This is a genomic window from Mesorhizobium sp. B2-3-2, from assembly GCF_006442295.1.
GTDB lineage: Bacteria > Pseudomonadota > Alphaproteobacteria > Rhizobiales > Rhizobiaceae > Mesorhizobium.
The window spans coordinates 825,717-845,141 of sequence record NZ_VFWA01000001.1 but is presented as its reverse complement, the minus strand read 5'-3'; the positions used below and the strand labels follow the sequence as shown (position 1 = coordinate 845,141).

Annotated in this window: 16 protein-coding genes; 10 read left to right on the top strand and 6 right to left on the bottom strand. The window is 63.4% G+C overall.

The window, feature by feature from the left end; all coding sequences use genetic code 11:
- Positions 1 to 84 precede the first annotated feature (84 nt).
- Positions 85 to 1,617, top strand: coding sequence for a DHA2 family efflux MFS transporter permease subunit (locus tag FJ964_RS04140; protein ID WP_140549190.1), 1,533 nt, complete (start codon positions 85 to 87; stop codon positions 1,615 to 1,617).
- Positions 1,618 to 1,652: 35 nt separating this feature from the next.
- On the opposite strand, the gene FJ964_RS04135 is transcribed toward FJ964_RS04140, so the two are convergent.
- Complete coding sequence (locus tag FJ964_RS04135) at positions 1,653 to 2,159, bottom strand: CAP domain-containing protein (RefSeq protein ID WP_140549189.1); 507 nt, start codon at positions 2,157 to 2,159, stop codon at positions 1,653 to 1,655.
- On the opposite strand from FJ964_RS04135, the gene FJ964_RS04130 reads away from it, so the two are divergent.
- Together FJ964_RS04130 and FJ964_RS04125 are read left to right on the top strand one after the other, a co-directional pair.
- Positions 2,146 to 2,352: a hypothetical protein gene (locus FJ964_RS04130; protein WP_140549188.1), complete on the top strand. Its 207-nt coding sequence runs from the start codon at positions 2,146 to 2,148 to the stop codon at positions 2,350 to 2,352. The two genes, FJ964_RS04135 and FJ964_RS04130, sit on opposite strands and share 14 nt — an antisense overlap.
- Before the next feature lie 136 nt (positions 2,353 to 2,488).
- Complete coding sequence (locus tag FJ964_RS04125) at positions 2,489 to 3,313, top strand: DUF2189 domain-containing protein (protein ID WP_140549187.1); 825 nt, start codon at positions 2,489 to 2,491, stop codon at positions 3,311 to 3,313.
- A 26-nt stretch (positions 3,314 to 3,339) separates the two neighbouring features.
- On the opposite strand, the gene FJ964_RS04120 is transcribed toward FJ964_RS04125, so the two are convergent.
- The 3 genes from FJ964_RS04120 to FJ964_RS04110 all read right to left on the bottom strand — a co-directional run bounded on the left by FJ964_RS04120 (position 3,340) and on the right by FJ964_RS04110 (position 8,171).
- The gene (locus FJ964_RS04120; RefSeq protein WP_140494241.1) at positions 3,340 to 3,972 is read right to left on the bottom strand and encodes a LysE family translocator; all 633 of its coding nucleotides are present in this window, start codon (positions 3,970 to 3,972) and stop codon (positions 3,340 to 3,342) included.
- A 114-nt stretch (positions 3,973 to 4,086) separates the two neighbouring features.
- Positions 4,087 to 6,063 carry a TadE/TadG family type IV pilus assembly protein gene (locus tag FJ964_RS04115; protein ID WP_181172351.1) on the bottom strand — a complete coding sequence of 659 codons (1,977 nt, stop codon included), beginning with the start codon at positions 6,061 to 6,063 and terminating at the stop codon, positions 4,087 to 4,089.
- A 194-nt stretch (positions 6,064 to 6,257) separates the two neighbouring features.
- Positions 6,258 to 8,171 carry a pilus assembly protein gene (locus tag FJ964_RS04110; protein WP_140549186.1) on the bottom strand — a complete coding sequence of 638 codons (1,914 nt, stop codon included), beginning with the start codon at positions 8,169 to 8,171 and terminating at the stop codon, positions 6,258 to 6,260.
- A gap of 248 nt (positions 8,172 to 8,419) precedes the next feature.
- Here FJ964_RS04110 and FJ964_RS04105 point away from each other — a divergent pair, with 248 nt between their 5' ends.
- A complete protein-coding gene (locus tag FJ964_RS04105) occupies positions 8,420 to 9,280 on the top strand; it encodes a TIGR01459 family HAD-type hydrolase (RefSeq protein ID WP_140549391.1) in 861 nt (286 codons plus the stop codon).
- Between the two features lie 6 nt (positions 9,281 to 9,286).
- Positions 9,287 to 10,267, top strand: coding sequence for a bifunctional riboflavin kinase/FAD synthetase (locus FJ964_RS04100; protein WP_140549390.1), 981 nt, complete (start codon positions 9,287 to 9,289; stop codon positions 10,265 to 10,267).
- Positions 10,268 to 10,440: 173 nt separating this feature from the next.
- Here the strand turns inward: FJ964_RS04100 and FJ964_RS04095 are convergent, their stop codons facing one another.
- Complete coding sequence (locus FJ964_RS04095; RefSeq protein ID WP_140494237.1) at positions 10,441 to 10,995, bottom strand: HdeD family acid-resistance protein; 555 nt, start codon at positions 10,993 to 10,995, stop codon at positions 10,441 to 10,443.
- Between the two features lie 229 nt (positions 10,996 to 11,224).
- Between FJ964_RS04095 and FJ964_RS04090 the strand changes: the two genes are divergently transcribed.
- From FJ964_RS04090 to FJ964_RS04080, 3 genes are all read left to right on the top strand, one after another.
- Positions 11,225 to 11,995, top strand: a complete 771-nt coding sequence (locus tag FJ964_RS04090; protein WP_224713236.1) for a MipA/OmpV family protein — start codon at positions 11,225 to 11,227, stop codon at positions 11,993 to 11,995.
- Between the two features lie 234 nt (positions 11,996 to 12,229).
- Entirely contained in the window at positions 12,230 to 15,193 is a 2,964-nt protein-coding gene (gene ileS / locus FJ964_RS04085) for an isoleucine--tRNA ligase (protein ID WP_140549184.1), read from the top strand.
- 247 nt (positions 15,194 to 15,440) lie between these two features.
- Complete coding sequence (locus FJ964_RS04080) at positions 15,441 to 16,121, top strand: hypothetical protein (RefSeq protein WP_140549389.1); 681 nt, start codon at positions 15,441 to 15,443, stop codon at positions 16,119 to 16,121.
- Positions 16,122 to 16,162: 41 nt separating this feature from the next.
- Here the strand turns inward: FJ964_RS04080 and FJ964_RS04075 are convergent, their stop codons facing one another.
- Complete coding sequence (locus FJ964_RS04075; RefSeq protein ID WP_140549388.1) at positions 16,163 to 16,612, bottom strand: nucleoside deaminase; 450 nt, start codon at positions 16,610 to 16,612, stop codon at positions 16,163 to 16,165.
- A gap of 182 nt (positions 16,613 to 16,794) precedes the next feature.
- Here FJ964_RS04075 and FJ964_RS04070 point away from each other — a divergent pair, with 182 nt between their 5' ends.
- Both FJ964_RS04070 and rsmD read left to right on the top strand, forming a co-directional pair.
- Positions 16,795 to 18,828, top strand: coding sequence for a pseudouridine synthase (locus FJ964_RS04070; RefSeq protein WP_140549183.1), 2,034 nt, complete (start codon positions 16,795 to 16,797; stop codon positions 18,826 to 18,828).
- Positions 18,825 to 19,379 carry a 16S rRNA (guanine(966)-N(2))-methyltransferase RsmD gene (gene rsmD / locus FJ964_RS04065; RefSeq protein WP_140549182.1) on the top strand — a complete coding sequence of 185 codons (555 nt, stop codon included), beginning with the start codon at positions 18,825 to 18,827 and terminating at the stop codon, positions 19,377 to 19,379. Before FJ964_RS04070 ends, rsmD begins: the two co-directional genes overlap by 4 nt.
- Positions 19,380 to 19,425: the final 46 nt, after the last annotated feature.

Sequence of the window (19,425 nt, the reverse complement as noted above, 5' to 3'; positions counted from 1 at the left end):
CGCGATGAGGGTCTCTCAACGGAAGGCTTTGCCGCCCGGAAACCCTGTGTACACGTTTTTGTTACCGGCTGGAAGTTCCGCATCATGAGCACGCCAGAACCTTTCAAAGAAGTGCCGCATCGCGGCCTGATCACGGTTGCGCTCATGCTGGCGACGATCATGCAGGCGCTCGACACCACGATCGCCAACGTCGCGCTGCCGACCATGACGGGCGATCTCGGCGCCTCGCCCGACAACATCAACTGGGTGCTGACCTCCTACATCGTGGCGGCGGCGATCATGACGCCGGTCACCGGCTGGCTTGCGGACCGTTTCGGCCGCAAGGAACTGTTCCTGACGGCGGTGGTCGGCTTCACCATCTTCTCGATGCTGTGCGGTCTGGCCTGGAGCCTCGAAACCATTGTGTTGTTCCGGCTCATGCAAGGCGTGTTCGGCGCCGCGATCGTGCCGCTGTCGCAGACCTTCCTGCTCGACATCAACCCGAAGGAACGCCACGGCCAGGCAATGGCCATCTGGGGCGCCGGCATCATGCTGGGGCCGATTCTGGGTCCCACGCTCGGTGGGTGGCTGACCGAGAATTTCAGCTGGCGCTGGGTGTTCTTCATCAACCTGCCGGTCGGCATCGTCGCCTTCCTCGGCATGGCCGCTTATCTGCCGGCCATTGCGCGGCGGGTGCGAAGCTTCGATTTCTTCGGCTTCGCCATGATATCGCTCGGCGTCGGCGCGCTGCAGCTGCTGCTCGATCGTGGCGCCGAGGTCGACTGGTTCTCGTCAGTCGAGATCTGGATCGAGCTTGGCCTTTCGATAACCGGCTTCTGGGTGTTCATCATCCACACGATGACCGCGGAGCATCCCTTCATCGACCCCAAGATCTTCCTCGACCGCAATTTCGTGACCGGGCTGGCGTTCATCTTCGTCATGGGCGTGCTCATCCTGGCGAGCATGTCGCTGCTGCCGCCGATGCTGTCGACCATCTTCGGCTATCCGACCATCACCATCGGCATCGTGATCGGGCCGCGCGGCGTGGGCACGATGATCTCAATGCTCGTCGTCGGCCGGCTCATGAGCAAGGTCGACGCCAGAATCCTCGTCGTCATCGGCTTCCTCCTGACCGCGCAGTCGCTCTACACGATGGCCGGCTTCTCGCCGCAGATGGACAACTGGCTGATCATCACTTCCGGCATCATCCAGGGCCTGGGAATGGGAATGGTATTCGTGCCGCTGTCGACGGTGGCCTTCGCCACGCTTGACGTGCGCTTCCGCACCGACGCCACGGCTTTGTTCAGTCTGGTGCGCAACCTCGGCTCGTCCATCGGCGTATCGGTCGTGACGGTGCTCATGGTGCGCAATACACAGATAAATCACGCCGAGCTTTCCGCCTTTATCAATCCGTTCAACCCCAATCTGTGGGCGGTTTCGCCGGCGGCGGCCGGCGGCGACCAGATGGCATTGTCCCAGGTCGACAGGATGGTGAACATCCAGGCGATGATGATCTCCTACGTCAACGACTTCAAAATCCTGATGATCATGACGCTGGCCGCCATTCCGTTCGTGATCCTGCTGCGCAAGCCGAAGGCGGCGCCGGCCGGCGGCGCGCCGGCGGCACATATGGATTGATATTCGACGGCTGTCCGCTGCCGGCGACGGCTTTGCTACCTTCCGAGCACCAGGGCCCAGTAGCGCAGACTGGGGTCGCGGCCGTCGCGGACATAGGCAAGCCCGAAACGGCTGAAGTCCGGGTCGAGTATGTTGCGCCGGTGGCCGGTCGAATGCATCCAGATATCGAACAGTTTCTGCTGGTCGAAGCGGCCTTCGGCGATGTTCTCGGCCGCAGCGCCGCGCACGCCATTGTCCTTCATGCGCGAGGCGAAATCCTTGCCCCAACCGGTGGTGTGACTCATGCGCGTCCGCGACGCCATGTAGCCGGCCTGCTGCAACGCCGCCTGTTCGAGCTGGGTGTCCGCGGTCAGCGGAGTCCGCCCGGCCGCGGCGCGCAAGTCGGCTAGGGTGGCCGTGGCGGAGGAAGAGACACCTGCGCCCTCACCGGTGGGCACGGAAACGGTGCTGCAGGCGGCAAGCCCGGCAATGGCCGCGAGACCGATCAGCAAGGAGCGCCTTGTCCGGCGCGGTTCTGGAGGGAGGTCGATGACAATGCTCATTCCTGCCTGCATAGTCGCGATCATGGCTTTTGACGGGCAAGCCGAAGAAACTGTCGAGGAAATTGATGCCTTGGCCTTCGCTGATCGCACCGCGTCGTCTTCAAACGTTGCGTTTGGCCATCCAGCTTCGAATGGCCCATCATCAGAGAAATCCGATACCGAAGATCGCGCGGCTTCTGCCGGGCAGGGATGACAATCCCGTGATGGCCTGTCCGGAACCATCGATTTGGCGACAGCCCCTGGCAAATCGGGTATGCTGTTACATCTACTAGTGGCAGCTACGGGCGGCCATCACGGTGGTGACCGCCCCCGACAAAGGGAGGAAGCTTATGGCCAGCTTTCATGTCATGGCGGACGCGCGTGGAATGCATGTGCAGCCCATGGTGCGCCACATCACCACATCGGACCTCTGGGATGCGCTGCGGCTCGGTGCCGAGGATTTCTGGGCAAAACCGTCTCACTACGTTTTCCTGTGCCTGATCTATCCCGTCGTCGGCCTGATCCTGACGCAGTGGACGTCTGGCTCCAACGCCATTCAGCTCGTCTATCCCTTGATGTCGGGATTCGCCCTTGTCGGCCCTTTCGCCGCGCTCGGCCTCTACGAGATCAGCCGCCGGCGCGAACTCGGCATGAACACCAACTGGCGGCATGCCCTCGATGTCCGCCACTCGCCGGCGGTGCCTTCGATCGCGGTCATCGGCATCATGCTTTTCGTGCTGTTCCTGTTGTGGCTGTTCACCGCGCAGTCGATCTACACCAGCCTGTTCGGCGACCAGCCGCCGGCTTCGATCGGCGCCTTTGTCCGCGACGTGCTGACGACCAGCAAGGGCTGGACCTTGATCCTTCTCGGCAACGCTGCTGGCTTCGTTTTCGCCGTGATCGTGTTGGCCACCACTGTCGTCGCCTTCCCGCTGCTGCTCGACCGTGATGTCGGCGCCGTTTCGGCCATAGAAACCTCGGTGCGGGCGGTGACGGCAAACCCGCTGCAGATGGCTCTTTGGGGCCTGACGGTCGCGGTTCTGCTGGTGATCGGTTCGATCCCGCTGTTTGTCGGGCTCGCGGTCGTTATGCCTATCCTTGGCCATGCCACCTGGCACCTCTACCGCAAGGTGGTGGAACCGGAGCGGACCCAGCAGACAAGGCGGCCGATGTAGACCAACGCCGACGCCGCAGCCCGCCCTCAGCGCTGTGCGTCGGTCGCCATCTTCAGCGCCAGCGCCGTCAGCACGCCTCCCATCATCCAGCGCTGGATGACCAGCCACAAAGGCCGCCCGGCGAGAAAGGCCGCGATGGAGCCCGCCGTCACCGCGATGATGGCATTCACGGTCAGGCTGATCGAAATCTGCGTCGCGCCGAGCACAAGAAGCTGAGACAGGACGTGGCCTTTGCCAATGCTGATGAACTGCGGCAGCAGCGACAAGTAGAGCACCGCCACCTTCGGATTGAGCAGATTGGTCATCAGGCCCATGGCGAACAGCTTGCGCGGCCCGTCTTTCGGCAGGTCGCGCACCTGGAATGGCGAGCGTCCGCCCGGTTTCACGGCCTGCCAGGCCAGCCACAGGAGATAGAGCACGCCGGCAAAGCGCAGCGCGTCATAGGCGAAGGGTACGGCCAGCAGCAGCGCCGTGATGCCGAATGCCGCCGACAGCACATAGAAGAGAAAACCGACGGCGACCCCGCCAAGCGAGATCAGTCCGGCCTTCGGCCCTTGCGAGAGCGAGCGCGAGATCAGGTAGATCATGTTTGGACCCGGCGTCAGCACCATGCCCAGGCAGACCAGCGCGAAGGCGAGGTGGTTGGCGGTATCGGGCATTGTTCGTCCCCAGGCGTGCCGCGATGGATGCGATCCAGCGTGCGGCCACTATGTGCCCGTTGCGGCAGGCGCCCACAAGGGCTTGGCGGCGTCGGGCGTTGCGCCAGAGTTCGCTTAACCGACCACGCGCAGGTTCGACAATTCGTTGCCGATTTCCTTGAAATCGTTCGACAGGCTGGCGCCCGTCGCATTCCAGAACAGCTTGGCGGGTTTGCTCGGATCCGCCGGGTCCTTGCGGAAGCGCGATTCCGACGAGCATGATTTCAGCGCATCGATGGCGTTCTTGTCGCTGGTCTTGGTCGTGGACAGGTCGAGAGCCACCGTCATCACCATGATGTTGGCCGTCTTGGCGTTGTTGCAAAGCGTCGTCATCTGCTCGTTGAGCGCGCTGGTGTAATTGCCGTTCGAATAGTCGAACTGGCCGATGGCGCTGGATGTGCCCATGAACAGGCGCCCGACCGAGGTGCCGGCATAGCCGGGCTTGAGATAGCCGTAGGACGCGTAGGTCGACTTCGAATCGGCGGGGTCGGAATAGCTGAGCGAGGAAGGCGTGTAATAGGTGTTGGCGCCGTCGGTGAGCACGATCACCACCTTGTCGTTGCCTTTTTCTGTTTCCGGGCGCCCCTGCGTGAACGGCTCGCCGCTCGAGACCACTCGCCAGCCCCAGCCCATGCCCTCGGGAACATTGGTGCCGCCATCCGGCTGCATCAGGTCGATCGCGGCCTTGATCGTGGCGAGCCCATCGGCGACGCTGACGTCGGTCAGCGGCGTGATCGGGTTGGTGGTGCAGCTGTAGTTCGGGCCGTTGCCTGCGGGCAATACCGGCGCATCGATCGGCCGCGGCTGGAAATATTTGGCCATGTTGCGCAGCCGGGCTTGGCCGCTGCTGCTCGACGGATCGTCGTTCCACCAGCTGTTGATGGCGCCATAGGTCTTTGGCGCGGCTTCGTTGGGATCCTGGGTGATCTTCCAGTGATTGCCGGGTTCATCCGGGGCGAACATCGGCACGAACATCGTCGCCGGATCGCCCACGCCTATCCCGGTGTTGGCCGAGCCGCCGGACGGCGGGGCGTCGTTGACATTATAGGGGTAGGGCCGGGCTTCGACACAGCCTTGCCAACTGGCGAACGGACCGTAGGAATCGACATAGTCGTATGCGTCGTAACTGCGCTTGCAGGTATTGTTCCAGTTGTATTCAGCACAAACAACGTGCTTGCTGTTTTTAACACGCTCATGGCTGGTGACGACCTTCATGTCGCGGTAGAGCGAAAACCGGGTCAGCATCTGGCCTTCCTCGTCGCCCCAGCCGGTGCCGCGTTTGTACCAGATGCCGTTGGTCTGCTGGGCGTATTTGTTGGCGGCGTTCAGCGTCGACCAGTCGAAATTCTCGTTGGACACCGGTGACAGGCCTTCGGTGTCCATCCAGGACGCGTTGCCGTTGCCAGGACCGACATTGACCGAGGCGGCAAAGGGTACGAGGCCGAACTGCACCGGCTTGTCGACCTGCTTGATCATCGCGGCCTGCTGGGCAAGCGTGTCGACCAACTGCTTCGCCGCGGTCTTGAGGAGATCGATGCGCTTCTGTCCCGAGCCGGTTCCGGGCGTGACCATCGAACCGGAATTGTCCAGCACCAGCGCTACTTCGAGCGTGTTCTTCAGCCGCACTTCAGAGCATGCGGTGAAGCCGATATTGGTGGCGCCGGTGCCGCCGAGCAGTATCTTCGCCGTCGGCAGGAAGTAAGGATTATAGGTCAAGGTGCCGCAAAGCTTCATTGTTCCGCCGCCAGCGGCGTTGCTGGGCAAAGTCAGGTTGAGCGTCGTGTTGGCGGGATCGACATCGTTCAGATTGGCGTTGAAGAAGTCGAGCGCATAGGCTCTCAGCTGGTCGTCGGTGGCGCCTTCCGTCAGGCGGCGCGCCGTGGCGAAGTTGGCGGCGTCGAGCGCGTTCAACACCGTCTGCTTTTCGCGGTTCATTTCCGTGAAGTCGACCGCGAGCGCCAGCCCGCCCATCAGCGGGACCATCGCGAAGGCCGTCATGAGAGCATAGTTGCCGCGCCTGTCGCGGCGGAACTGACGCCAGATTTCACGCATGTCTTGCAGCGGCCCCCGCCGGCGGATTCTCGATCGACGCCAGCTTTCCACAAAACGCTGAAGGACGGGTTTGGGAAACCGCTCGATTGCTTGGTTCGCGCTTCACCAAGCACTAACCAATCTGGAGCGGCCCCCCGGTGCCGTCCAGAACGACGCCCCACCGGATGCAGGGCATCGACGTGGAATTCGTCGGATCAGCTGACGATGCGCAGGTTGGACAGCTCGTTGCCGATCGCCTTGAAATCGTCGGACAGCGTTGCGCCCGTCGAATTCCAGAACAGCTTCATCGGCTTGCTCGGATCGGTCTTGTCCTTGCTGAAGCGGGAATCAGAAGAACAGGCCTTCAGCGCATCCATCTGCGTTTTCTCCGCCGTCTTGGTGGCGTCCAGATCAAGCGCGATGGTCATGACCATGACCCCGGCGGCCTTGGCGTTGTTGCAGAGCGCGGCGAAATGCTCATTCATCGCCTTGGTGTAGTTGGCGTTGCTGTAGTCGTCCTTGGTGACATCCGTTCCGAGGAACATGCGGCCGTAGCTGTAGCCGTTGCTGTAGGGGACGACGTAACCGAGAGCCGAATAGATCGCCTTGCTCCCAGCCAGGTCGTTACCGCCATAATTCCAATTGGTTCCAGAGTAGGTCTGCGCCGTCACCGAGGTCGGCGTGTAGTAGGTGTTGGCGCCGTCGGTCAGCACGATCAGTACCTTGTCGTTGCCTCTTTCCGTTTCGGGCCGGCCCTCGGTGAAGGGTGCCGTGCTGGAAAGGGTTCGCCAGCCCCAGGCCATGCCTTCCGGCACGTTGGTGGCGCCGTCGTCGGCCATGGCATCGATGGCGTTCTTGATCAAAGTTGCGCCGGCTGTCGTGGAAACATCGGTCAGTGGCGTGATTGCCGTCGTGCTGCAGCTTGTATTCGGCCCGGCGTCCATGCCGTAGGCCGGCGTCACCTTGTTCACCCAGTCGAAATATTTTGGCATATAGCGCTGGCGTGCGGCGTCGGACGCGCCTGAACTCACTGGGGCGTCGACATCCCAATTGTTATTGGCTGGCCTTGAAGAGCTATCGACGCGGTCGGTTTCGTCGGGCGCGAACATTGGCACGAAAAGCGTTGCAGGCAGTGTTGTCGATGCAGCTGTGTCCTGGATATTGTATGGATATGGGCGCGACTCGACGCAGCCACCCCAACTCGCGACCGGCGCATAGGTGAAGGTCGCGTTCGATGCACAGGTACCGTCCCAATTCTTGAGACTGCACGCTGAAATGCGTTTCATCTGTTTGTAGATCGAGAACCGGGTCAGCGGCTGGTCTTTCTGGCTCGCGTCCCAGCCGGTGCCTTTCGCGTACCAGATACCGGCAATCTTCTCTGCGTATTTGGTGGACGAAAAGGACGAACTCATGGTCGTCCAGTCGAAATTCTCATGATGGATAGGCGAGATGCCGGTCGTGTCCATCCACGCCGCCGAGGCGTTGCCAGCACCGACATTCACGGAGGCGGCGAAGGGAACGAGGCTGAACTGGACCGGCTTGGTGACCTGCCTCATCTGCTGGGCCTGGCCGGCCAACTGGTCGACCAGCTGCTTGGCGGCGCTCTTGAGAAGGTCGAACCTCACCTTGTTCGAGCCTTTGCCGAGCTCCTTCATCGAACCGGAATTATCGAGCACCAGCGACACTTCCAGCGTGTTCTTGAGGCGCACTTCGGAGCAGGTGCTGAAGCCAATATCGGTGCTGCCGGCGCTGCCGCCCAGCAGCAATTTAGCCGTCGGCTCGAAATAGGGCTTGTAGACCAAGGTAGCGCAGAGCTTCAGCGTCCCGCCGCCCGTGTTGTTGTTGGGCAGCGTCACGGCCAGCGTGGTGTTGGCCGGATCGATATGCGCGAGATTGGCTTCGAAGAAATTTTTGGCATAGGCCACCGCGTCGGCGTCGCTGGCGCCGGCAACGATCTGCTGGGCCGTGGCGAAGCCTGCCGCGTCCAAGGCATTCAAGGCGTTTTGCCTTTGACCCACCATTTCCGTATAGTCGACGGCGATAGCCACGGCACCCATCAGCGGCACCATGGCGAGCACGGTCATCAGCGCATAATTGCCACGCCGGTCGCGTCCGAATCTTCGGATCATTGTCACAGCTGCCCCCGCGAAATCGATTGCCAGTGGGGACGGTGTCATAAATCGTTAAATTTCAGGTTTCTGGAATATATCCAAGGTCAGGCCTCACCTTCAAAGCTCGTTAACCAACCGGTGAACGGTGGCGGATGTCCGGTTAAGGGCGAAAGCTGGTGACAGGCTGGGCCGGTTCGGATAATTCCAACCGGCTGCGGCGAACCGTCGGCTGCGGCACCGCAACGATCATGACTGAAGGATACGGCATGGCGGCCTCGCCTGACATTATCGGTTCGCTCGAAGACGTGTCGAAGAACTATTCGGCCATTCTCTGCGATGTCTGGGGCGTGGTGCACAATGGCGAGACGCATTTTCCGGCGGCGGCTTCGGCGCTGACGGCAGCCCGTTCGGCCGGCATCCCCGTCGTCCTGATCACCAATTCGCCGCGCCGCAGCGCCGACGTCGTGGCCCAGATGAACGCCATCGGCGTTCCCCCATCGGCTTACGATCGCGTGGTCACCTCGGGCGACGTGACCCGCGACCTGATCGTGGAAGGCCCGCGAAAGATCTTCCATGTCGGCGCCGAGCGAGACTTCACCCTCTATGACGGGCTCGACGTCGATCTCGTCGAGGAGTTCGAGGCATCCGGCGTCGTCTGCACCGGCCTGTTCGATGACGAAGTGGAGAAGCCCGAGGACTATGCGGAGCTGCTGCGGCGGCTGCGCGCCAGGAACCTGCCTTTCATCTGCGCCAACCCGGATATCATGGTCGAGCGCGGCGAACGCATCATCTGGTGTGCCGGCGCCCTGGCGCGCGACTACGCGCAGCTCGGCGGCCGCACGCTGATCGCCGGAAAACCTTATGCGCCGGTCTATGATGTGGCGATGAAGGAGGTGGCGGAGATCCTTGGCCGGCCGGTCGAGCGCCGCCAGGTGCTGGCTATCGGCGACGGCATGCTGACCGATATCAAGGGCGCGGCCGACAACGGTTTCGACGTTCTCTATGTCTCGGGCGGCATCCATGCCCGCGACTATGGCGATGCATCGCAGCCGGATCCGGCACGGCTTGCCGCGTTCCTTGACAGGCACGGCTATCATCCAGTGGCCGTCATTCCCAGGCTGCGGTAGATGGCGATGGACGCTTTCCAGCACCTTTCGGCAACCGCGCCGCTGCCCGCCGGTTTGCGCGGCGGCGTTGTCGCGATCGGCAATTTCGACGGCGTCCATCGCGGTCATCAGGCGGTGCTCGAACGGGCATTGGCGGAGGCGCGTCGGCGTGGCGTGCCGGCGCTGGTGCTGACTTTCGAACCGCACCCGCGAAAGATATTCAGGCCCGACATACCGCTGTTCGTGCTGACGCCGCCGCCGATGAAGGCGCGGCTCCTGTCGCTGCTGGGCTTTGCCGCGCTCGTCGAACAGCCTTTCACGCGCGACTTCGCCTCGCTGTCGGCGGAAGCCTTCGTGACCGACGTGCTTGAGAGAACGCTTGGCATCACCCATGCCGTGACCGGCTTCGATTTCCATTTCGGCAAGGACCGCCAGGGCGGGCCGGCCTATCTGATGGCGGCTGGCGAGCGCCATGGCTTCGGCGTCACGCTGGTCGATGCATTTCGGGACGAGAGCGCCGAGGTGGTTTCATCGAGCCGCATCCGCGCCTTGCTTTGCGATGGTGAGGTAGCCGAGGCCGCCGGCCTGCTCGGCTATCGCTTCACGGTGGAGAGCGAAGTCGTGGACGGCCAGAAACTGGGGCGAACGCTCGGCTTTCCGACCGCGAACATGAGGCTTCCCGCCGAGGCCGCCCTCAGGGAAGGCATCTATGCCGTTCGCTTTCGCCGCGCCGACGGAAGGCTGCATGACGGGGTTGCCAGCTTTGGCCGCCGTCCGACCGTCGACGATGATGGCGCGCCGCTTCTGGAAACCTTCGTCTTCGATTTTTCCGGTTACCTCTATGGCGAGATCTGCCAGGTGTCGTTCTTCGGCTACCTGCGCAGCGAGATCAAGTTCGACGGACTGGATGCGCTGGTCACGCAGATGAAGCGCGACGAGGCCGAGGCGAGGGCACTGCTGGCCGGCGTCAAGCCGCTTTCGCAACTCGACGCGGCCATGGCTTTTTGAAGCATGATCCCGAAAAGTGGAGCCCGGTTTTCGGGCAAGATCATGCTTTAACAAAATGACCATGATCCCGAAAAGTGGAGCCCGGTTTTCGGGCAAGATCATGCTTTAACAAAATGAGCATGATCCCGAAAAGTGGCGCCGGTTTTCGGGTTAGATCATGCTCGAATCAGACGTTACTTTTTCAGCGCCAGACCGACGGCGATGAAGGTCCAACCCTGGAAGATCAGGTCGATTGCCAGGAACAGGCCGAGCACCCATACGCTGTTGACCGGCCAGCCCATGGCTATGATCAACCCTGCGATCGCGCTGATGGCGCCGGCCGCGACGATCCAGCCCCAGCCGCGCTCAGGCCGGTGGCTGTAGCCGACCCAGGCGCGCAGCACGCCGGAAGCGACGAGCGCGACGGCCAGCAGGAAGGTCAGCACCGCCGAGGCCAGCAGCGGGTTGTCGAAGGCGAAAAAGCCTGCGACCGCGTAGAGCAATCCGCTGAGCAGCCAATAGAAGAAGCGGCCCCACGTCTTGACCCCGAAGGCATGCATGATCTCGATGATGCCGGCCACCAGCATGAGCCACCCCACGACATAGACGGAAGCCACCGTGGCGATGAAGAGGTTGCCGAAGGCAATGCCGCCGAGGATCAGCAGCAACACGCCAAGGCCAACAAACCACCCCCACTTTGCTCGCGTTTGCCCGATCGCGTTCTTCAGTGCATCGCCGTGCAAGGTCATGTCGCCATCTCCATCGAGGACCGCCAGCAGGGAATGAAGTTACCCTTGGTGCCGACCCGCGTCCAGCCGACGGCGGCCGGATGGTGCAAGCAATGCGAGCCGGACGTCTCGACCTTAAATCAAATTTTACCAAAGCCTCTTCAAAGCTGTGACCGAAAGACAGTCGTATCGTGTTAGTGGGGTAGTCATGAGTCCGGTCGGGAAAATTTCTGCAGCCTTGGCTACCGTCATGCTGGCTACCTCGGGTGCGGCCGATGCCGGCGAGGGCGCCTTCGGCTGGCTGTCCGGCGATTGGTATCTGACGGTGGGCGCCACCGGCATGGTGGCGCCTAATTTCGAGGGCGGCAAGAAGTACCTGCTCAGCGCCTCGCCGATCATCTCCTTGGGCAAGGCTGGCCCGGCGGCCCGCTTCACCTCGCGCAACGACAACATTTCGCTGGCGCTGGTCGACGATGGCGGCGTCCGCGCCGGCCTGACCGGCAAGTTCCTGTTCTCGCGCGACGACGGCGATGCGGATGAGCTGAAAGGCCTCGATCCGGTCCGCTGGGGCGGCGAGGTGGGCGGCTTCTTCGAATTCTATCCCACGGACTGGATACGTGCGCGTGCCGAGCTGCGGCACGGTATCCGCGCCCATAACGGCTTCGTCGCCGACATCGCCGCCGACGCCTTCTACGACGTGACGCCAACCGTCAGGATTTCTGGCGGGCCGCGCGTCTCGTTCGCCTCCGCCAAATATTTCGACGCCTATTACGGCGTCAACGCGCAGGAAGCCGTGGCCTCGGGGTTGAACCAGTATAATCCCGGCGGCGGCCTGAAATCGGTCGGCCTCGGCGGCGCGGTGACGTGGAAGGTGACCGACCCGATGACCGCCAGCCTGTTCGGCGAATATTCGCGCCTCGAGGGCCCGGCCGTCGATTCCAGCCTGGTCAAGGAGCGCGGCGACCGCAACCAGTTCATGATCGGCGTATCGACGACCTATCGCTTCGATTTCAAGATGTAGGTGAATCGAACGAGACGCTTTATTCCTGCGCTCATCTCCGCTAAAAGCCCACTAATGACGAGCTTTTCGCGTTCCGTCGCGATTACGATGCGAATTACCAGCCCGGTGTTCCGGACGGCCTGAGAGCTGTCGGAGCCGCCGGGAATCTTGCGCGCGACCCCTCGCGCTTTTTCCAGATCATGATAGTTCAGGCCCGAGCTCCCTTGCCGCCGGGCAATCCACAATGGCAGACCAATGACCGACACAGCTGAGACGATCGACTATTCCAAGACGCTTTACCTGCCGCAGACGGATTTCCCGATGCGTGCCGGTTTGCCCGAGAAGGAACCGGTGCTGGTCAAGCGCTGGCAGGAGATGGATCTCTACCGCAAGCTGCGCGAGGCCTCCGCCGGCCGCCCGAAATACGTGCTGCATGACGGTCCGCCCTATGCCAACGGCAACATCCATATCGGCCATGCGCTGAACAAGATCCTCAAGGACGTCATCAACCGCTCCTTCCAGATGCGCGGCCGCGACGCCAATTACGTGCCCGGCTGGGACTGCCACGGCCTGCCGATCGAATGGAAGATCGAGGAGCAGTACCGCGCCAAGGGCAAGAACAAGGATGAGGTGCCGGTCAACGAGTTCCGCAAGGAATGCCGGGATTTCGCCGCTCACTGGATCGGCGTTCAGGGGGCGGAATTCCAGCGCCTTGGCGTCATCGGCGACTTCAAGAACCCGTATACGACCATGGCCTTCCACGCCGAGGCGCGCATCGCCGGCGAACTTTTGAAATTCGCCATGTCGGGCCAGCTCTATCGCGGCTCCAAGCCGGTGATGTGGAGTGTCGTCGAGCGCACCGCGCTGGCCGAGGCCGAGATCGAATACCAGGACTACGAGTCGGATACGATCTGGGCGAAGTTCCCGGTCGCCAGTCTGGTGCGCCCCGTCGCTGACGGAGAGGCCGCACTGACCGAGGGCGCTCTCGATCTGCTGCAGGCCCATGTCGTCATCTGGACGACGACGCCCTGGACGATTCCCGGCAACCGTGCCGTCAACTATTCGCCGCGTATCAACTACGGTCTCTATGAGGTCACGGCAGCCGAGAACGCCTTCGGCCCGCAGCCGTGCGAAAAGTTGATCTTTGCCGATACGCTGGCTGAAGAGGCTTCGGCCAAGGCCAAAGTCACGTTGAATCGTCTTCGCAGCGTGTCGGCGCAAGAGCTTGGAAGTCTTACGCTTTCGCATCCCTTCAAGGGTCTTGGCGGCGGTTACGGGTTTCCGGTGCCCATGCTTGCCGGCGACCATGTCACCGATGATGCGGGCACCGGGTTCGTTCACACGGCGCCGGGCCATGGCCGCGAGGATTTCGACGCCTGGATGGATGCGGCACAGAACCTGCGTGCGCGCGGCGTCGATACCGCGATTCCGTTCACCGTCGACGATGCCGGCTTTTTCACCAAGGACGCGCCGGGCTTCGGACCGGATCGTGAGGGGGGCGCGGCGCGCGTTCTCGACGACAACGGTAAGAAGGGCAATGCCAATCAGGCGGTCATCGAAGAGTTGATCAAGCGCAACGCCCTGTTTGCGCGCGGTCGCCTCAAGCACAGCTATCCGCATTCCTGGCGGTCGAAGAAACCGGTCATCTTCCGCAACACGCCGCAATGGTTCGTCTACATGGACAAGGACCTCGGCGACGGCACGACGCTGCGCAGCCGTGCGCTGAAGGCGATCGACGACACCCGTTTCGTGCCAGGGGCGGGGCAGAACCGCATCCGCGCCATGATCGAGGAGCGGCCCGACTGGGTGCTGTCGCGCCAGCGCGCCTGGGGCGTGCCGATCGCGGTCTTCGCCGATGCCGACGGCAATGTGCTCCAGGACGAGGCGGTCAACCAGCGCATCATGGACGCTTTCGAGAAAGAGGGCGCCGATGCCTGGTTCGCCGCCGGTGCCAAGGAACGTTTCCTCGGCAATCACGATGCCTCCAGATGGAAGCAGGTGACGGATATCCTCGACGTCTGGTTTGATTCAGGCTCGACCCACGTTTTCACGCTGGAGGATCGTCCGGACCTCAAATGGCCGGCCGATGTCTATCTCGAAGGCTCCGACCAGCATCGCGGCTGGTTCCACTCCTCGCTGCTCGAAAGCTGCGGCACCAGGGGCAGGGCGCCCTACGATACCGTCGTCACCCATGGTTTCACCATGGACGAGGACGGCCGCAAGATGTCGAAGTCACTCGGCAACACCGTCGTGCCGCAGGACGTGATCAAGCAGTCCGGCGCGGACATCCTGCGCCTGTGGGTGGTGACGACCGACTATTGGGAAGACCAGCGGCTCGGCAAGAACGTGCTGCAGACCAACATCGACGCCTACCGCAAGCTACGCAACACCATCCGCTGGATGCTGGGCACGCTCGCCCATGACGATGGCGAGGAGGTGCCGCTGGAAGGGATGCCGGAGCTGGAACGGCTGATGCTGCATCGCCTCGCCGAACTCGATGAGGTGGTGCGCCAGGGCTATGATGCGTTCGAGTTCAAGCGCATCACCCGTGCGCTCCTCGATTTCATGGTGGTCGAGCTGTCGGCCTTCTATTTCGACATCCGCAAGGACGCGCTCTACTGTGATGCGCCGTCGAGCGCGAAGCGCAAGGCCTCGGTTCAGGTGGTACGCCACCTTTTCGACTGCCTGGTGAGATGGCTGGCGCCGATGCTGCCCTTCACCATGGAAGAGGCCTGGCTCGACCGTCATCCCGATGCCGTCTCGGTGCATCTCGACCAGTTCCCGGCGATCCCGGAAAACTGGAAGAACGAGGCGCTGGCGGAGAAATGGCGTAAGGTGCGGCAGGTGCGCCGTGTCGTCACCGGTGCGCTGGAAATCGCGCGTGCCCAGAAAGTGATCGGCTCGTCATTGGAAGCGGTGCCGGTCGTTACCATCGACGATGCGGCGCTCGAAGCCGCGATATCGGATGTCGACATGGCCGAGATGGCGATCACCAGCGATCTCGTCATCGCCCATGGCGAGGCGCAACAAGGCGCCTTCACGCTCGACGACGTCAAAGGCGTCGCCGTGGTGATCGAAAAGGCCGAGGACCGCGGCCTGGTCAAATGCGCGCGGTCGTGGCGTTACACCGCCGATGTCGGGCAGGATCCTGCCTTTCCCGATGTCTCGGCGCGCGACGCCGCCGTGCTGCATGAGCTGAAGGCGCTGGGAAGGCTCTAGATGCATGTCGCCCAAAAGTGTGCCGCGGTTTTGGGACAACGACATGCATCAATGAAATCGTGCACAAATGTCACGCCGGACGGGCGAAACCCGTCCGTGCGTTGCCCTTAACGAGTGGTTGAGGTAAACACGCGAAACTCCGGAAGACAAATTGTCGCCGGATTTCCGTCGCAAGTGCTTGGACGATGGGGGCCGGACCTTGGGACCGGCGGCGATCGAGAGGCTGTCTAGAGTGGGACTTTTTGGCATGACCGAGAGATTTAACGCGCGCCTCGCGCTGTTGGCGCCGCTTGTCGCATCGGGACTCGCTCTGTCCGGCTGTGTCGGTTCTCCGACCTACGGCACCGACAAGACCGCCGGCGAACAACTGGCCGGCGATCTCACCGGCGCTTTTTCGTTCGCCCCCAAGCGCAAGGAACACATCGATTACAAGCCGCGTCCCACCCTGGTGAAGCCGGCGCCTGGTCAGAAGGAAGCGCTGCCGGCGCCACAGGAGAGCATCGAGACCGCAAGCGCCGAATGGCCCGAATCGCCCGAGCAGCGCCGTGCCCGCCTGCGCGCCGACGCCACCGCACACCAGGATGATCCGTCCTACCAGTCGCAGATCGTCGACGACGTGCAGACGGATCCCGCCTCGGTGAAGAAGGCGATGGAGGAATCCGGCTCAAGTCACCCGCCGCGCTGGACGCCTGCCGATTCCGACAAGGGCCGGGCCGCCGACATCCAGCGCCGCCTCGCCGAAAGCAAGCAGGGCGATCCGAATACCCGCAAATATCTGAGCGAACCGCCCCTTGCCTATCGCGTCGCATCCGACACGGCGCCGCAAAACGAAGTCGGCGAAGACGAGTATAAAAAGGAACGCCGCCTCAAGAGGGAGGCGGAAGGCAAGAAGGGCAGCGGCTGGTTCGACTGGCTGCCGTCTCTGTAAAGAGCGGGCCGCGTTTGCTTGCCGACGAATATTGCCTCGGTTCAGTCCCGGCGCTCCCGAAAGAAATCCCTCAGCAGTAGGGCTGCTTCGGCCTCCGCCATGCCCGCATAGATGTCGGGCGTGTGATGGCAGGTCGGCGAAGCGAAGAAGCGCACGCCATTGACCACCGCGCCGCCCTTTTCGTCCGCGGCGCCAAAGTAGAGCCGGCGCAGCCTGGCGAAGGAGATGGCGCCGGCGCACATGACGCAAGGCTCCAGCGTCACATAGAGATCGGCTCCGGTGAGCCGCTCGCTCGACAGCCTGCGGCAGGCTTCGCGGATGGCCAGCATCTCGGCATGGGCCGTTGGATCGGCAAGCTCGCGGGTGCGGTTGCCGGCACTGGCCACGACCGTGCCGGCGCTGGCGATGACGGCGCCGACCGGCACTTCGCCACGCGAGGCTGCCGCTTGCGCCTCCTCCAGCGCCAGCGCCATGAAATCAGGCCGCTTCACGCGGGTTTCCATTCCGATTATCTCCTCGCCACTCGACGGTGATCCTGTTATTGAGCGCATAACCTCGAAAATCGGGTACGGTTTTCGGAAATGATCATGCGCCAAATCAAAAATGCTACAGCGTTCGTTGCGCGCCCGAAAGGATGCGCCACGCTGTAGCAGCGCAAACGGGCAAAGGCCACATGGACGACAACGACAAGAAATCTCCGCGCCAGAAGGGTCCGGGCAAAAGTGGTCCGAAACCGGCGGCGGCGCGTGGGCGCGATGCCGGCAAAGGCGGCAAGTCGGCCTTCGGCGCCAAGAAACCATTTGCCAAGCATGGCGACGGCGGCAAGCCCTTCGAAAAGCGCGAAGGGCCGCGCAAGCCCTACGCGCCGCGTGGCGAGCGGCCAATGGCGGCCGATGGCGAACGGCCGCAGAAGCGCGAGTACAAACCGCGCGAGGGCGGCGAAGGCGGGCGCTCGGAGCGGCCGTTCAACAAGGCTCCACGTCCGGAAGGCAAGCCTTATGAGAAGCGCGAAGGGCCCCGCAAGCCCTACGCGCCGCGTGGGGAGCGGCCGATGGCAGCCGATGGCGAACGGCCAATGAAGCGCGAGTACAAGCCGCGCGAGGGCGGCGAAGGCGGGCGCTCGGAGCGGCCGTTCAACAAGGGTCCGCGTCCGCAAGGCAAGCCTTATGAAAACCGCGAAGGGCCGCGCAAGCCCTATGCGCCGCGCGGCCGCCCGACCGAAGGTGCAGCGGGCGAAAGACGCTTCGATCGACCTAAGCGTGATCTTGCCGATCGGCCCAAACCCGACTTCTCTGACCGTCCAAAGCGCGATTTCGCGGACCGTCCGAAGCGCGATTTCGCTGCCGACCGGCCGCAAGGCGGTTTCAAGCCCCGTCCGCGTCCTGCGGAGGCGCCCGAGGAAGCCGGCGAGCGCATCGCCAAGCGGCTGGCTCGCGCCGGGCTTGCCTCGCGCCGCGACGCCGAGGAGTTGATCGCGGCCGGCCGCGTCAAGGTCAACGGCCGGGTTCTGTCTTCGCCAGCCTTCAATGTGATGCCCGACGACATCATCCATCTAGACGGCATGGAGATCCCGCCGATCGAGCGCACTCGGCTGTTCCTGTTCCACAAACCTGCCGGCGTCGTGACCACCAACCGCGATCCCGAGGGCCGCAAGACCGTCTTCGACGTGCTGCCGGCTGAATTGCCCCGGCTGATGACCATCGGCCGGCTCGACATCAACACCGAAGGCCTGCTGCTGCTCACCAATGATGGCGGCCTGTCTCGCGTGCTCGAACTGCCGGCCACCGGCTGGCTGCGCCGCTACCGCGTGCGCGTCCATGGCAAGGTCGAGGAAAGTGCGCTTGCGGGCCTGCGCGAAGGCATTGCCGTGGACGGTGTCTTCTATGGCGCCATCGAGGCGAGCCTCGACCGCGAGCAAGGCTCGAATGCCTGGCTGACGATCGGCTTGCGCGAAGGCAAGAACCGCGAGGTCAAGAACATCCTCGGCGCGCTCGGCCTCGACGTGACGCGGCTGATCCGCATCTCCTACGGCCCGTTCCAGCTCGAGGATCTTCCCGAAGGCCATGTGCTGGAGATCAAGGGCAAGGTTTTGCGCGATCAGCTCGGCGAACGCCTGATAGAGGAATCCGGCGCCAATTTCGATGCCGAGATAACAAAGCCGTTTTCCAACCTGCCGGTGCGGCGGGTCGAGCCGCGCCGCGAGGAGGCCGAGCGGCCGAGATTTTCGCGCGAGGGTGACCACCGGCCGGCCGGCGAGGGCGGCCTGATCAAGAACCGCAAGCGCCGCGAAGGCAGCCGCGACGAAGCGCTGGGCAAACTGTCGACCAGTCCCGACAGAAGCGCCAGGTCGGAAAAAAGCTTTGGCGACCGCGGCCCGCGACCCGAGCGCGGTGGCTTCGGCGACAAGCCGCGCGGCGGTTTTGGCGGCAAGCCGGGCGGCAAGAAATCCGAGCGCGAGCAGCGGCCGATCGAACCGCCGGGCCAGCGCAAGGCCAATGTCTGGATGGCGCCGGGCGCACGGCCAATCGGCAAGGGCAGGGCGGAGGCGGATGCTGCCAAAGCCGCTGAAGCCAAGGCCCGCAAGGCGTCTTTCAAGCCGGCTTATGGCAAGCCGGGCGGCTCAAAGCCGTTCGGCAAGCCGCGTGGCGAGCGTTCGGGTGGCGGCGAGCGGCCGCGCGGCGGTCCCAAGGGTCCCAGGGCGAAATGAGGATCGTCGGCGGCGAGTTTCGCGGGCGCCCGCTGGCGACGCCCCGCGGCAGCGCCATCCGCCCCACGACCGACCGCACCCGCGAGGCTGTTTTCAATGTGCTGGCGCATCGCTTTGCCGATCGGTTGCAGCGCGCGCGCGTGCTCGACCTGTTCGCCGGAACGGGCGCGCTCGGTCTCGAGGCGCTGTCGCGCGGTGCGTCCTATGGCGTCTTCATCGAGGAATCGGCCGAAGGCCGCGGCCTGATCCGCGACAATGTCGAGGCCTTCGGGCTGACCGGCCGCACCAAGATCTTCCGGCGCGACGCAACGGCTCTGGGCGAGGCCGGCACGCTGGCGCCGTTCGACCTCGTTTTCGCCGATCCACCCTACGGCAAGGGTCTTGGCGAGCGCGCGCTGAGGTCGGCCAGGCAAGGCGGCTGGCTGCGTCCCGGCGCGCTGTGCGTTGTCGAGGAGGCAGCGGCGGCGCCTTTCGAGCCGGGACCGGGATTTTCGGTTGTCGACGAGCGCCACTATGGCGAGACGCTGATCCGGTTTGTCGAGGCCGCCTGAGTTAAGCTTCATTTGCCGGCGAGGATGAAACGCGACCCCTTCTTCC